Genomic DNA, 13,000 nt, shown 5'->3' with positions numbered 1-13,000 from the left:
GCCAGATCGACCCGAGAGGAGGAGGACATGCTGCGCACCTACGGCCGCTTCGCGCTGCGGCGCACCGGACAGGCGATCGTCGTCGTGCTGCTGGCGTACCTGTTCACGTTCGTCGTGATCAGCATCCTGCCCGGCGACCCCGTCACGAGCACGCTGCGCAACCCCGACAACGGCTTCACCGAAGACGACATCGCGCGCATCGTCGCGTACTACGGGCTCGACCAGCCGTGGTGGGTGCAGCTGGGCTCCTCGCTCGGACGCTTCGTCGTGGGCGACCTGGGCGTCTCGCTCCGCTCGAACCTGCCCGTCAGCGGGCTGGTGCTCGATGCGCTCGGGTCGACCCTGAGCCTGGCCGCGGCGGCCCTCCTCGTCGCGGTGGTGCTGGCCGTGGCCATCGCCTACGGCACGCAGTTCCTGCCCCCGCGCTGGGGTCAGGGGGTGCTCCGCTCGCTGCCGTCGCTGTTCCTGTCGGTGCCGAACTTCGTGATCGGACTGCTGCTGATCCACGTCTTCGCGTTCGGCCTCGGGCTGTTCAGCATGATCGACACCGAGACGCCGTGGGGCACCTTCTTCGCGGCGGTGGCCCTCGGCATCCCGGTGTCCGCCCAGCTGGCCGAGGTGCTCATCGCCTCTCTCGATCACGAGTCGCGGCAGGAGTACGTCGCGGTCGCACGGTCGCGGGGACTGCGGTCGGGGGCGCTGTTCCTGCGTCACCTGGTCAAGCCCTCGGCGCTTCCGACGGTGACGGTGCTGGCGCTCATCGTGGGCGAGCTGCTCGGGGGAGCCCTCATCACCGAGGCGATCTTCGGGCGCGTGGGCATCGGCACCCTGGTCGAATCGGCCGTGGCGAGTCAGGATCTGCCGGTGCTGCAGGCCGTGGTCTCGCTCGCCGCGGTCGTCTTCGTCGTCGTGAACCTCCTGGCCGACCTCGCCTACCCCCTGCTCGACCCGCGGGTGGCGGTGGGGCGCAGCGGCCGTCCCGTCTCGGTCGCGCCCCGCGACGAGCCGACGACGCCCCTGCGCGAGGAAGTGAGCATCGTATGACCGCCGCACCCCTGCTCGCGCAGCGCTCCAGGACCGCCCGGGTTCGTGGCATCCGCCTCTCCGTTCCCGTCGGCGTCCTCGCGTCGTTCGCGGTCGTGGCCGTCGTGCTGGCGTTCTCGTTCGCCCCCGCGCTGTTCACCTCGCAGAACCCGGCGCAGGGCGTGCCCGCCGACAAGCTCCAGGCGCCCAGCGCCGCCCACCTGCTGGGCACCGACCACCTGGGCCGCGACCTCTTCACCCGCATCGTCTACGGCGCGCAGTCCTCGGTGACCAGCGCCCTCGTGGCCGTCGCGATCGGTGTCGTCATCGGCGGACTCATCGGGTTGCTCGCGGGCTTCCTCGGTTCGTGGACCGACGTCGTGCTCGCGCGATTCGTCGACGTGCTGCTCGCCATCCCGGCGTTCCTGCTCGCGGTCGTGATCGTCAGCTCGCTCGGGTTCCAGACCATCAACGCCGCGATCGCCACGGGCGTCTCGGCGGTGGCGGTGTTCGCCCGGGTGATGCGCTCCGAGGTGCTGCGCGTGCGCTCATCGGTCTTCGTCGAGGCGGCGCGGCTCCAGGGCGGGTCGAACCTGCACGTGCTCTTCCGCCACGTGCTGCCGAACGCCTCGCGCTCGCTGATCCCCCTGGCCGTGCTGCAGTTCGGGCTGTCGATCCTCGTGATCGCGGGGCTGGCGTTCCTGGGCTACGGCGATCCGCCGCCGGCATCCGACTGGGGTCTGCTCATCTCCGCGGGCAAGGACTATCCGCGCGCGCCCTGGCTCGTTCTCTGGCCGGCGCTGGTCACGGTGGCGACCGTGCTCTCGATCAACCGCATCAGCCGCTGGCTCCGGAGGACGTCATGACCCTCGCCCTGTCCCGCGCGGACGACGTTCCGCTGGCGACCCCCGCCCTGCTGAACGTGACCGATCTGTCGGTCTCGTACGGCCGCGTTCCCGTCGTTCACGACGTGTCGTTCGCGATCCCCCGGGGCGGCAGTCTCGCGCTCATCGGAGAGTCGGGCTCGGGCAAATCCACGATCGCCCGGTCGATCCTGCGGCTGCTCCCGCGCGGCACGGGACGTGCGAGCGGGCGCGTGGAACTCGACGGCGCTGAGGTGCTGGGGCTCGCGGAAGCACGGTTCCGGCCGTTCCGGGGTCGTCGCTTCGGCTTCGTCCCGCAGGATCCCGCGCACGCGCTCAACCCCGTCCGCACCGTCGGCTCCCAGGCGCACGAGGCGGCGGCTCTCTCGGGTCTCGCGGATGCCGGCGAGCAGCGCCGCGCGGTGCTCGACGTGTTCGCCCGCGTCGGGCTTCCCGACCCGCGTCGCGTGTACGACTCCTACCCGCACCAGCTGTCGGGCGGCATGCTGCAGCGCGTGCTCATCGGGTTGGCGGTGCTGCCGCGGCCCGAGCTGCTGGTCGCGGACGAGCCCACGAGCGCCCTCGACGTCACGATTCAGAAGCGCATCCTCGACCTGCTCGACGAGCTGCGCCGCGACCTCGGCATCGGGCTGCTGCTCATCACGCACGACCTCGCGATCGCCGCCGAGCGCACCGATGAGATCGTCGTGCTCAAGGACGGGCGCGTGCAAGAGGCCGGCCCCACTCGCGAGGTCTTCGCGGCGCCGACCTCGCCGTACACGGTGCAGCTGCAGGCCGACGCTCCGGCCCTGAACCCCGACCGCTACCGCCGCGACGACGGTGACCGCGGGGTCGACGCGTGGATCCCCGACACCGCCTCGGCGCGCATCGAGGTGCGCGAGGTATCGAAGAGCTACGACGGCAGCGCCCGTCCCGCCGTGTCGGGGGTGTCGTTCCGCATCCCCGCCGGCACGACCCATGCGCTCGTGGGGGAGTCGGGCTCGGGGAAGACCACGACGGTGCGCCTCCTCCTCGGGCTCGAAGACCTCGACGCCGGCGAGGTGCTCATCGACGGCGCGGCGGTGACGGGCCGCACGGCGGCGGAGCTCCGCGGCATCCGTCGTCATCTGCAGCTCGTCTATCAGAACCCCTTCACCTCGCTCGATCCCACCTGGAGCGTCGGACGTATCGTGCGCGAGCCGCTCGACCGCTACCGCGTCGGCACGCGTGCCGAGAGGGCCGGGAAGGTGGCGGAGGCCCTGGATGCCGTGGGCCTGTCGCCCCACCTCGCCCGCCGCCGCCCCGACGCGCTGTCGGGCGGCCAGCGCCAACGCGTGGCGATCGCGCGCGCCCTGGTGCTCGAGCCCGACGTCATCGTGCTCGACGAGCCGACCTCGGCCCTGGACGTGACCGTGCAGGCCGGGGTGTTCGACGTGCTCCGCCGCCTCCAGCGCGAGCGCGGTCTCACCTACCTGTTCGTCTCGCACGACCTGGCGCTGGTCCGGCAGATCGCCGGCACCGTCTCGGTGCTGAAAGACGGCCGGGTCGTCGAGGCCGGCCGCGTCGCCGACGTGCTCTCGCACCCGCGCGAGGAGTACACGCGCGCGCTGGTCGACGCCATCCCGTCCCCCTACCCCCGGAGCCCCCGTTGACCCTCCTCTCCCTGCCCCGTGCCCGGCCCGCGCTGATCGAGGCGTTCACCGCGCCCCAGGGGTTCGGCGACCAGACCCTGCGCGATCGCCGCCCCGACGCGATCGAGCTGCTCGGCGGCATCCCGGATCCCTCCGTCCTGCCCACCGCGGAACTCGCCGAGGCGACCGCCCGCGTCCTCGCGCAGCCCGGGGCGCCGGCGCTGCAGTACTCGCGGACCGAGGGCATCCCGGCGCTGCGCGAGTGGATCGCCGCGCGCGAAGGCGTCGCCGTCGAGCGGGTCCTCATCACCAACGGCGGCTTCCACGGTCTGGCGATCGCCGTGCAGGCGGTGCTCGAGCGGGGCGACCTCGTGGCGGTCGACAACCCCGTGTTCCCGCTGTTCCTGCGCGGTCTGCAGTTGGCCGACGCGCGGGTGCTGCCCATCCCGGTCGGTGCCGAGGGTCTCGACATCGACGCGCTGGCCGCGCAGCTTCACGCCGGGGCGCGCCCGGCCGCGGTCTACACGGTGCCCGAGTTCCACAATCCCTCGCAGTCGTCGCTGCCCACCGCGCGGCGGCGCCAGCTGGTCGAGCTCGCCGAGAGGTACGGCTTCGTCGTGTTCGCCGATGACCCGTACCGCGAGCTCCGCTTCGCCGGCGAGCCCGAGTCTCTCGCGCCGTTCCACGCTTCCGACCACGTCATCCACGTCAACACCTTCACCAAGACGCTCGGCCCCGGCCTGCGGTTGGGCTGGGTCGTCCTGCCGGAGAGGTTGATCCCGGATGCCGTCGCCCTCCGCAGCCGTCAGGACTCGCACTCCTCGACCTTCGTGCAGGCCGTGATCGCCGAGCTGCTGACCAGCGACGCGGGACTCTTCGACCGCGTGCTCGGGCGCGCGCGGTCGCTCTACGGGACCCGCGCCCGCGCGTTGGCCGCGGCGCTCGAGGCCGAAGCCCCCGGGGAGTTCGAGGTCACCGTGCCCGAGGGCGGACTGTTCCTCTGGCCGCGCCTGCGCGACGACCGCGTCGACCCCGACCGCCTGGCCGCCGACGCGGGCGCCGAGGGCGTGGAGTACCAGCGGGGCTCCTTCTTCCCCTCCGGCCCGGGCACGGATGCCGACCGGCACCTCCGCCTGGCCTACGGCGACACGGGCGAGGAGCGGCTGCGCGAGGCCGCGGCGCGGCTGGCCCGGGCGGTGGCGCGGCAGCGCTGACGCCGTCTTTCTCCAGCGGTTCGCGCAGTGTCCGCGATTCGCGCAGCCTCAGTCGTTCTGGGGCCTTCGGGGCTGAGGTTGCGCAGATGACTGAGCTTGTGTGCGCCTGAGCCCTCCCGCCGCGCCGGTCTCGTGGTTCGCGCGACCTTCGCGACGCGCAGTGTCCGCGATTCGCGCAGCCTCAGTCGTTCTGGGGTCTTCGGGGCTGAGGTTGTGCAGATGACTGAGCTTGTGTGCGCCTGAGCCCTCCCGCCGCGAGCCTCCCGCGGTTCGCGCCACCTCCGCGTTCCGCACAACCTCAGCCCGATCGAATGGATGCCGACGGAGCCCGCGCGAATCGCTGAGCTTATGACGCGTCCGCCCGCGCCCACCCCAACCACGGCCCCAGCCGCCCCGCGATGTCCTCGAGGATCTGCTCGTAGTCGGCCGCGGCGAAGTCGAACGGCAGCGCGAACGCGACCTCGTCGACCTGAGGGAACGACCGCGACGACAACAGCCGCTCCGCGATCTGCTCCGACGTGCCGACGAGGTCCTCCGCGAACAGCAGCCCGCGCGGACCCTGAGGGATGCCGACCCTCCCGCGTCGCGACTCGGCGTAGGCCTCGTACCGCCGACGCTGTTCGGGCGTGGCGGTGTCGGTGGGCACGACGACGAGCCCCTGCGACACCCGCGCGTTCTCGCCGTCGGGGTGCGTCTCGCGGTACAGGCGGATCTGCGCGTCCTGCTCGACGTCGAAGTCGGTCGAGCTCGTCGATTGGATCACGCTGCTTGTGAGCAGGTGAAAGCCGTTCTCGGCCGCCCAGGTCGTCAAGGCCGGGCTGCCGGCGCCGTACCAGAGCCGACCGGCGAGCCCTGCGGAGTGCGGCTCCACACGCTCGGAGTACTCCTCGATCCCCTCCGTGCCGGCGAAGGGACTCACCCGGTCTCCGGCGAGGTAGCGGCGCAGTCGGGCCAGCCGCTCGTACCCGAAGTCCTCGTGCTCGGCGGTGTCCGGGTAGAGCGCGGGGGCGATCTCGTCGAGACGTCGGGGCGGGCCGACCGAGAAGCCGGGCTCGAGACGCCCGCCCGCGAGCACGTCGACCGTGGCGAGGTCTTCCGCGAGCCGTAGCGGGTTCTCCCACCCGAGCGGGATCACGGCCGTGCCGAGCCGGATGCGGCTCGTGCGCTGCGAGGCCGCGGCGAGCACGGCGACGGGGGACGAGATGCCGTACTGCAGGTGCCGGTCGCGCAGCCAGGCGCTGTCGAAGCCGAGCCGCTCGCCCCGCTCGATGATCGACAGGGTCGTCTCGTGCCCGGCGCGGGGGTCGTCCCGGTCGAAGAGGCCGATGGTGAGGAAGCCGAGGGAGCGCAGCGGTCGGGTCACACCGTCACGCTAGACCCGCATACCGAGACCACACCGACGGCGACGTTCCATGACAGCCGGTGACGCCGCGTTTCCTTCGCGCGCGGCGAGCGGCGCGACGGGATGCATGCTGGAGGAGCACTCGTCCCGAGGGAGAACGATGACCGACACCTTCGCCGAGCAGTGGAACGCCTGGCACGAGGCGCACGAGCGTCGCCGCGCCGACCCGCACGGATTCCTGGCCATCACGGGCCTGTACTGGCTGAGCGAGCGGCCCACTGGCATCCCGGGCCTTCCGGGAATCTGGCGCACCGGCGAAGACGGCCCCGTCGTCGAGCTCGCCGAGGCGGAGGCTCTCGACGTCGACGGCGAGACGGTCCGCGGCCGGCACGCGTTCGGGCCCCTGACCGAGCGCGGCGACGTCACCGTCGGCTTCGACGGCGGGGTCATCGAGGTGGCCCGCCGCGGCGGCCGCGACCTGCTGCGACCTCGTCGCCCCGACGCGGACTACCTCGCGCGGTACGCGGGGACACCCGCGTATCCGGCCGATCCGAACTGGCGCGTCGACGCCCGGTTCGAGGCGTATCCGCAGCAGCGGTCATACGAGGTCGGAGCGGCCGTCGACGGTCTGACGCACGTCTATGACGCCCCGGGTCAGCTGGTCTTCGAGCGCGATGGCATCCCTCACCGTCTCGTCGCATTCCCCGGCCACCGTCCCGGCGACCTGCTCGTCCTCTTCACCGACGCGACCAGCGGAGTCACGACCTACGCGGCGAATCGCTCGGTCACGGTTCCCGCCCCGGATGCCGACGGCCGCACCGTCATCGACTTCACCCGCGCGACGAACCTCCCCTGCGCCTACACCGACTTCGCGACCTGCCCCCTGCCGCCGGCCGAGAACCGTCTGCCGTTCGCCGTCGAGGCGGGCGAGAAGACGCCTCTCTCCCGCGCCGAGGGAGTGGCGACGGATGCCGGCATCCAGGCGGCCCGCTCATGACGGGCCGTACGAGCACCGGCGCGTGGGCGATCGAGAACGTCCCGTGGGAGGACGAGCGCGCCGCGGCCCTGCGCGCGGCGATGGACGAGGAGGTCGGCCCGCGCTACGCCGAGGTGTACGCGGCCTTCGACGACGAGACCCGCGCCCTGCTTGCCGAGGACTTCGCCGTCGACCCGGCCACGATGGTCGAGGTGATCCTCGTTCAGGATGCCGAGGGCCACGCCGTGGGGCACGCCGCACTGCGCCAGCTCGGCGATGAACTCGAGGTCAAGCGCGTGTTCGTCGACCCACGCGCGCGCGGTCGCGGTGCGAGCCAGGCGCTCATGGGCGAGCTCGAACGACTCGGCCGCGAGCGCGGCGCGGCGCGGCTCATCCTGCAGACGGGCGACCGGCAGCCCGAGGCCATCGCCCTGTACGAGCGGCTCGGCTACCGCCCGATCGACATCTACCCGCCGTACGTGCGGTTCCCGGCCTCGCGCTGCTTCGAGAAGGTGCTGACGGGCTGATTCGCGCGCGCTCGCTCAGCGATTCGCGCATCCTCAGTTCGATGGGCGGGATGCCGACTGAGTTTGTGCGGATCGCTGAGGTTGCGCAACCGGCGTCCGGCGCCGCGCCCGCGCGCGCTCGCTCCGCGATTCCCGCATCCTCAGTTCGACCCGCGGGATGCCGACTGAGCCTGTGCAGATCGCAGAGCGTGCACGACCCGCCGCCCACGACCCCGCTCCTGTCAACCCGCTTCGAGAACCCCCGCCGGCGAACCTACGGTCGGCCGAATGAAGACTGAGACCCCCGCGCCCTCCACCCTCCGTCGCGGAATCGGTGGCCCCCTGCTGTTCGCCTTCATCCTCGGCGACGTCCTGGGCGCCGGGATCTACGCGCTGATGGGTGTGCTGTCGGAGCGAGTCGGCGGCATGCTCTGGGCGCCCCTGCTCGCCGCCCTGTTGCTGGCCCTGCTCACCGCCGGGTCTTACGCCGAGCTGGTCACGAAGTACCCCCGCGCCGGTGGGGCCGCGGTCTTCGCGGAACGCGCGTTCAAGAACCCGCTGGTGTCGTTCCTCGTCGGTTTCTGCATGCTCGCGGCGGGGGTCACGAGCGCCGCGGGCCTCTCGATCGCTTTCGCGGGCGAGTACTTCGCGACCTTCGTCGATCTGCCCGTGGTGCCGGTGGCCATCGTGTTCCTCGGCATCGTCGCGGCGCTCAATGCGCGCGGCATCCGGGAATCGATGGGCGCCAACTTCGTGATGACCGCGATCGAGGTGAGCGGTCTCGCGATCGTGGTCGTGGTGGTAGGCGTGCTGCTCGCCCGGGGTGGCGGCGACGTCTCGCGCGTGACCCAGGTGCCCGAGGACGTCGGGGTGGCGACGGCCGTGCTGGCCGGGGCGATCATCGCCTACTACTCGTTCGTGGGGTTCGAGACCTCGGCCAACATGATCGAGGAGGTCAAGGAGCCCTCGAAGATATACCCGCGGGCCCTCTTCGCCGCGCTCGGCGCCGCGGGGTTGGTCTACGTGCTCGTGGGCCTCGCCAGCAGCATCGCCCTGCCGCCCGAGCAGCTGGCGGACTCCAGCGGCCCGCTGCTGTCGGTCGTCGAGGCGAGCGGCGTCGCCGTCCCCTCTTGGCTGTTCAGCCTCATCGCGCTCATCGCGGTCGCCAATGGCGCTCTGTTGACGATGATCATGGCCAGTCGCCTGACCTACGGCATGGCGGAGCAGGGCCTCCTGCCCCGGGCGCTGTCGCGGGTATTGCCGAAGCGCCGCACGCCGTGGGTAGCGATCCTCGCCACGACCCTGGTCGCGATGCTTCTCACCCTCGTCGGGGACCTCACGCTCCTCGCCGAGACCGTCGTGCTGCTGCTGCTCTTCGTCTTCCTGAGCGCGAACGTGTCGGTACTGGTCTTGCGTCGTGACCGCGTCGAGCACGAGCATTTCCGCGTGTGGACGTTCGTCCCGGTGCTGGGCATCGCCTCGTGCCTGCTGCTGCTCAGCCAGCAGAGTCTCACCGTGTGGATCTTCGGCGCGGTGCTCGTCGCGGTCGGCGTCGGCCTGTACTTCCTCGCCCGGTGGGGTCGGCGTCGCGAGGAGCCGGCTACAGGTCGAGCCCGAACGCCCGCAGGTCGATGACCCGTCCGGGTTCCACCTCGACCGGGTGCTCGCGCTCGGTCAGGCGGCGGAAGCCGAGCTTGAGGTAGAGGGCGTGGGCGCCGAGCATCTCGGGCCCGCTGTTCATCACCACGCGCTCCGCGCCCCGCGAGCGCGCCAGCGCGACGACGTGCCGGGTGAGCGCTTCGCCGATGCCGCGTCCGCGCGCTGCGGGCGCGACGGCGAGCTGGCGGAAGTCGAGCTCGCCCTCCTGCGCGAGTTCGGAGAGACGCTCGCCGGGCCGCGGCGTCCACACGGTCCCCACGATCTCGTCGCCGTCGAGCGCGACCCACACCTCCCCCTGCTCCACCCGTCCGGCGACGTCGGCGAGCGAGGCGAGGTAGGCCTCCGACAGTCCGTCGTAGTTGGCGCGGTAGGCCTCGGCGGTGATCCGCCCGGCCTCCGCGTACTCGCGCGGGTCGACGAGACGGACGGTGGGGGTCGTGGTCATGGCATCCATTCTTCTCCGGTGAACGCACGGCACGGCCCGGTCAACGAGACCGGGCCGTGCGCGGGGGTCAGGACTTCGGGAGTCCCGGCGGGTTGATCTGCGAGGTCTCGACGCCCTCGGACGTGAGGTTCCACGCCTTCAGGACCTCGGCGTACTTCCCCGTCTTGATGAGGTCGTTCAGCACGATCTGCACCGGCTCGACGAGCCCGTTACCCTTCTTCGTGCCCGCGGCGATCCCGGCCTGCAGCGGATAGCCGCCCGGAACCTCGCCGACGATCTTCGTCTCGCCGGTGTCGCGCGCCGCCCATGCGGCCGTGGCGTTCGGCCCGAACGTCGCGTCGACGCGTCCCGACAGCAGGGCGAGGGTCGAGGCGGCGGTGTCGTCGTAGTACTGCAGCTCGGCGGGGGCCTTGCCGGCCGCCTGCAGCTTCTCGTTCCAGCTCAGCAGCACCTTCTCCTGATTGGTGCCCGAGCCGACCACGATCTTCAGGCCCGAGATGTCGTCGGGCGATTCGATCTTCGCGATCGAGCTGTCGGCGCGAACGGCGAAGCCCAGCAGGTCCTGCCGGTAGCTGGCGAAGTCGTACAGTTCTTTGCGCTCCTCGGTCACGGTGACATTGGCCGTGATGAGGTCGTACTTTCCGGATTGGATGCCGAGGGGCCAGTCCGCCCAGGCCACCACGGCGGGGTTGTACTCGAGGCCGAGGCCTTCGGCGATGAGCGAGCCGATGTTCGGCTCGGTGCCCGACGGCAGCGTCTCGCCCTCGGGCACGTAGCTGAGCGGCGGCACGAACGCGCCGACGGCGACCGTCAGTTTGCCCGGCTCGATGGGGGTGAAGCCGCTCGCCGTGAGCGCCGCGACGGCCTCGGGGACAGCGTCAGTGTGCACCCATTCCGCGGGGGTGTTCGTGGCGGATGCCGAGGGCTCGGGCGCCGCGACAGCGTCGGCCGGTCGGTTGAGGCCGACGGTGACGCCGACGCCGACGACGGCGACGAGGGCTGCGGCGATCACGCCGAGGGCGATCCCCTGTTTCTTGCTGAGAGCCATGCTGTGTCTCCTTGTGAGGGTGTGGATGCCGCGGCGCCGGTGTCGCGTCGCGGGTCGGGTGAGTCGGTGGGGCGAGGTGGCCGAGCGCGTCGGAGCCACCGGGAGGGAGCGGGTGCGTCAGCCGAGCACCTTGGCGAGGAACTCGCGGGTGCGGGCGTGCCGGGGCCGGGTGAGCACCTCGTCGGGCGTGCCCTGCTCGACGATGCGGCCCCCGTCGAGGAAGACCACGCGGTCGGCGACCTCGCGGGCGAAGCCGATCTCGTGCGTGACGATGACGAGCGTGGTGCCGAGCTTCGCCAGGTCGCGGATGACGTCGAGCACCTCGCCCACGAGCTCGGGGTCGAGGGCGCTGGTCGGCTCGTCGAACAGCAGCACCTTGGGCTGGAGGGCGAGGGCGCGGGCGATCGCGACCCGCTGCTGCTGCCCTCCCGACAGCTGGCGGGGGTAGGCGTCGGCCTTGTGCGCGAGCCCCACCCGCTCGAGCAGACCGAGGGCGAGCTCGCGCGCCTCGACCTTGCCGACGCGCCCCAGCGCGAGCGGCGCCTCGGTGATGTTCTCGAGGGCGGTCAGGTGCGGGAAGAGGTGGAAGTTCTGGAACACGATCCCCACCTGGGTTCGCCGCCGCAGGATCTCGCGCTCGCGCAGCTCGTGCAGCTTGCCGTGGCGCAGCTCGTAGCCGATGAACTCGCCGTCGACCGTGACCGAGCCGGCGTCCACCGTCTCGAGGTGGTTGATGGTGCGCAGCAGCGTCGACTTGCCCGAGCCGCTCGGGCCGAGCAGGGCCACGACCTCGCCGGGCTCGACGGTGAGGTCGATGCCCTTCAGCACCTCGACCCCGTGGAAGCTCTTGTGCACGTTGTGCACCTCGACGAGGCCGCTCGTCGCCGTGACCGCGCTCATGCCCGGCCTCCCTTCGGGGCGGTGGGGGTCTCGGCATCCGGCCCTCTCGGAGGAGCGGGGGAGTCGCCGAGTCGCGCCCACTGCGTGCTCACCCAGGTGCGTGCGCGCTGCACGGGAGTCGGGGGGAGGGCTCGGGCCGAGCCGCGGGCGTAGTAGCGCTCGATGTAGTACTGCGCGATGCTCAGGATCGTCGTGATGAGGGTGTACCAGACGACCGCGACCAGCAGCAGCGGGATCACGCGGCTGTTGCGGTTGTAGATGACCTGCACGGCGTAGAACAGCTCGGGGATCGCGATGACGAACACCACCGACGCGCCCTTGACCAGTCCGATGATCTCGTTCGTGGCGTTCGGGACGATCGAACGCATCGCCTGCGGCAGGATGATGCGGAAAAGACGACGGGATGCCGGGATCCCGAGCGCCGCAGCCGCCTCGTGCTGACCGGGGTCGACCGAGACGAGCCCGCCGCGGATGATCTCGGCCGAGTACGCCGCCTGATGAAGCCCGAGTCCGAGGATCGCGGCGGCGAATGCGCTGACCAGCTGGACGGTGGGGAACTCCACGATCCAGAAGTCGGTGGTGAAGGGGGTGCCCAGGCCCAGCGTCGGGTAGAGGTAGCCGAGGTTGTACCAGACGATGATCTGCACGACGAGGGGCACCGAGCGGAAGAACCAGATGTAGCCCCAGGCCACCGAACTCAGCAGGGGTGAGGCCGACAGCCGGCCGAGCGCCAGCAGTGTGCCGAGCGAGAAGCCGACGACGGCCGAGATCGCGGTGAGTGAGAGCGTGTAACCGATGCCGATCAGCACCGGCTCCGAGAAGAAGTACTGCGCGAACGTGCCCCACATGTAGCGGTCGTTCGTGACGAGGCTCCAGGCGAACTGGGCCACGACGAACAGCAGCAGGGCGCTGAGGGTCCAGCGCCACCAGTGCCGGGTGGGGACGACCGCGATGGTGGCGAGATCGACCTGGGCGGTCGACCCGGGCGGTGTCGCAGGCGCGGTCGAGCGGTCGGCGGGGGCCGGCGCGGTGGTGGTCATGAGGTGCTCCTCGGGCTGTCCGAAACGGCACGGGGTGCCGGTGGGTGCCCGAAACGCTATGACGGGGTCGAACGGCCCGCGAGGCGCCGTTTCACACGTCGAAACGCCCCGCCACGCGCCGACACCCACCGCCACGCGGGGTAACACGTCGGCGGTCGACGCCCTCGGGGCGGTACGGTCGCCGGTTGCGGACGCGGGCCCTACGCGTCCCGCAGAATCCGCGCCGTCACGCGCGTCCCGAAGAACAGGGCCTCCACCGGCACGCATTCGTCGGCCGTGTGGAACTGCCCGAACACGTCGAAGTCGGCGGGCACGCGCAGCGGCACGAAGCCGTAGCCCCGGATGCCGAGACG

The 13,000-nt window shown here is 71.5% G+C and carries 12 protein-coding genes; 7 read left to right on the top strand and 5 right to left on the bottom strand.

Features of this window, described 5'->3' with window-relative positions; translation table 11 throughout:
* The first annotated feature begins 27 nt into the window (after positions 1–27).
* Genes F9B98_RS05300 through F9B98_RS05285 form a run of 4 tightly spaced genes read left to right on the top strand, consistent with a single transcriptional unit; the run spans position 28 to position 4,731 of the window.
* Positions 28–1,044 (top strand): ABC transporter permease, encoded by a 1,017-nt coding sequence (locus tag F9B98_RS05300; RefSeq protein ID WP_150953861.1) that lies wholly within the window; start codon positions 28–30, stop codon positions 1,042–1,044.
* Positions 1,041–1,889 carry an ABC transporter permease gene (locus F9B98_RS05295; protein ID WP_150953858.1) on the top strand — a complete coding sequence of 283 codons (849 nt, stop codon included), beginning with the start codon at positions 1,041–1,043 and terminating at the stop codon, positions 1,887–1,889. Before F9B98_RS05300 ends, F9B98_RS05295 begins: the two co-directional genes overlap by 4 nt.
* A complete protein-coding gene (locus F9B98_RS05290; RefSeq protein WP_150953855.1) occupies positions 1,886–3,538 on the top strand; it encodes a dipeptide ABC transporter ATP-binding protein in 1,653 nt (550 codons plus the stop codon). Before F9B98_RS05295 ends, F9B98_RS05290 begins: the two co-directional genes overlap by 4 nt.
* A complete protein-coding gene (locus F9B98_RS05285; RefSeq protein WP_150953852.1) occupies positions 3,535–4,731 on the top strand; it encodes a PLP-dependent aminotransferase family protein in 1,197 nt (398 codons plus the stop codon). The genes F9B98_RS05290 and F9B98_RS05285 overlap by 4 nt, the downstream gene beginning before the upstream one ends.
* Positions 4,732–5,077: 346 nt before the next feature.
* Here F9B98_RS05285 and F9B98_RS05280 read toward each other — a convergent pair whose 3' ends face one another.
* Positions 5,078–6,094 (bottom strand): LLM class flavin-dependent oxidoreductase, encoded by a 1,017-nt coding sequence (locus F9B98_RS05280; RefSeq protein WP_150953848.1) that lies wholly within the window; start codon positions 6,092–6,094, stop codon positions 5,078–5,080.
* Positions 6,095–6,233: 139 nt separating this feature from the next.
* Here F9B98_RS05280 and F9B98_RS05275 point away from each other — a divergent pair, with 139 nt between their 5' ends.
* The 3 genes from F9B98_RS05275 (at position 6,234) to F9B98_RS05265 (ending at position 9,190) form a co-directional block, all read left to right on the top strand.
* Positions 6,234–7,070 (top strand): DUF1684 domain-containing protein, encoded by an 837-nt coding sequence (locus F9B98_RS05275; protein WP_150953845.1) that lies wholly within the window; start codon positions 6,234–6,236, stop codon positions 7,068–7,070.
* Positions 7,067–7,576 carry a GNAT family N-acetyltransferase gene (locus F9B98_RS05270; RefSeq protein ID WP_150953842.1) on the top strand — a complete coding sequence of 170 codons (510 nt, stop codon included), beginning with the start codon at positions 7,067–7,069 and terminating at the stop codon, positions 7,574–7,576. Before F9B98_RS05275 ends, F9B98_RS05270 begins: the two co-directional genes overlap by 4 nt.
* A gap of 267 nt (positions 7,577–7,843) precedes the next feature.
* Entirely contained in the window at positions 7,844–9,190 is a 1,347-nt protein-coding gene (locus F9B98_RS05265) for an APC family permease (protein WP_150953839.1), read from the top strand.
* Here the strand turns inward: F9B98_RS05265 and F9B98_RS05260 are convergent.
* The 4 genes from F9B98_RS05260 to F9B98_RS05245 form a co-directional block, all read right to left on the bottom strand.
* Entirely contained in the window at positions 9,156–9,659 is a 504-nt protein-coding gene (locus tag F9B98_RS05260; RefSeq protein WP_150953836.1) for a GNAT family N-acetyltransferase, read from the bottom strand. The two genes, F9B98_RS05265 and F9B98_RS05260, sit on opposite strands and share 35 nt — an antisense overlap.
* A 67-nt stretch (positions 9,660–9,726) precedes the next feature.
* The gene (locus F9B98_RS05255) at positions 9,727–10,707 is read right to left on the bottom strand and encodes an ABC transporter substrate-binding protein (protein WP_150953832.1); all 981 of its coding nucleotides are present in this window, start codon (positions 10,705–10,707) and stop codon (positions 9,727–9,729) included.
* A 117-nt stretch (positions 10,708–10,824) separates the two neighbouring features.
* Positions 10,825–11,607 (bottom strand): amino acid ABC transporter ATP-binding protein, encoded by a 783-nt coding sequence (locus F9B98_RS05250; RefSeq protein ID WP_150953829.1) that lies wholly within the window; start codon positions 11,605–11,607, stop codon positions 10,825–10,827.
* Positions 11,604–12,647 carry an amino acid ABC transporter permease gene (locus F9B98_RS05245; protein ID WP_150953826.1) on the bottom strand — a complete coding sequence of 348 codons (1,044 nt, stop codon included), beginning with the start codon at positions 12,645–12,647 and terminating at the stop codon, positions 11,604–11,606. Before F9B98_RS05245 ends, F9B98_RS05250 begins: the two co-directional genes overlap by 4 nt.
* Between the last annotated feature and the right edge of the window lie 353 nt (positions 12,648–13,000).

The organism is Microbacterium testaceum StLB037 (assembly GCF_008763945.1).
Taxonomy (GTDB): domain Bacteria; phylum Actinomycetota; class Actinomycetes; order Actinomycetales; family Microbacteriaceae; genus Microbacterium; species Microbacterium testaceum_G.
Note: the sequence above shows the minus strand (reverse complement) of the source record. Positions and strands in the feature narration are given on the sequence as shown.

What these genes read in the sequence shown, in the direction of transcription:
- F9B98_RS05300 (WP_150953861.1), top strand. Translation starts at nt 28, where the DNA reads ATGCTGCGCACCTACGGCCGCTTCGCGCTGCGGCGCACCGGACAGGCG.
- F9B98_RS05295 (WP_150953858.1), top strand. Translation starts at nt 1,041, where the DNA reads ATGACCGCCGCACCCCTGCTCGCGCAGCGCTCCAGGACCGCCCGGGTT.
- F9B98_RS05290 (WP_150953855.1), top strand. Translation starts at nt 1,886, where the DNA reads ATGACCCTCGCCCTGTCCCGCGCGGACGACGTTCCGCTGGCGACCCCC.
- F9B98_RS05275 (WP_150953845.1), top strand. Translation starts at nt 6,234, where the DNA reads ATGACCGACACCTTCGCCGAGCAGTGGAACGCCTGGCACGAGGCGCAC.
- F9B98_RS05270 (WP_150953842.1), top strand. Translation starts at nt 7,067, where the DNA reads ATGACGGGCCGTACGAGCACCGGCGCGTGGGCGATCGAGAACGTCCCG.
- F9B98_RS05265 (WP_150953839.1), top strand. Translation starts at nt 7,844, where the DNA reads ATGAAGACTGAGACCCCCGCGCCCTCCACCCTCCGTCGCGGAATCGGT.
- F9B98_RS05260 (WP_150953836.1), bottom strand. Translation starts at nt 9,659, where the DNA reads ATGACCACGACCCCCACCGTCCGTCTCGTCGACCCGCGCGAGTACGCG.
- F9B98_RS05255 (WP_150953832.1), bottom strand. Translation starts at nt 10,707, where the DNA reads ATGGCTCTCAGCAAGAAACAGGGGATCGCCCTCGGCGTGATCGCCGCA.
- F9B98_RS05250 (WP_150953829.1), bottom strand. Translation starts at nt 11,607, where the DNA reads ATGAGCGCGGTCACGGCGACGAGCGGCCTCGTCGAGGTGCACAACGTG.
- F9B98_RS05245 (WP_150953826.1), bottom strand. Translation starts at nt 12,647, where the DNA reads ATGACCACCACCGCGCCGGCCCCCGCCGACCGCTCGACCGCGCCTGCG.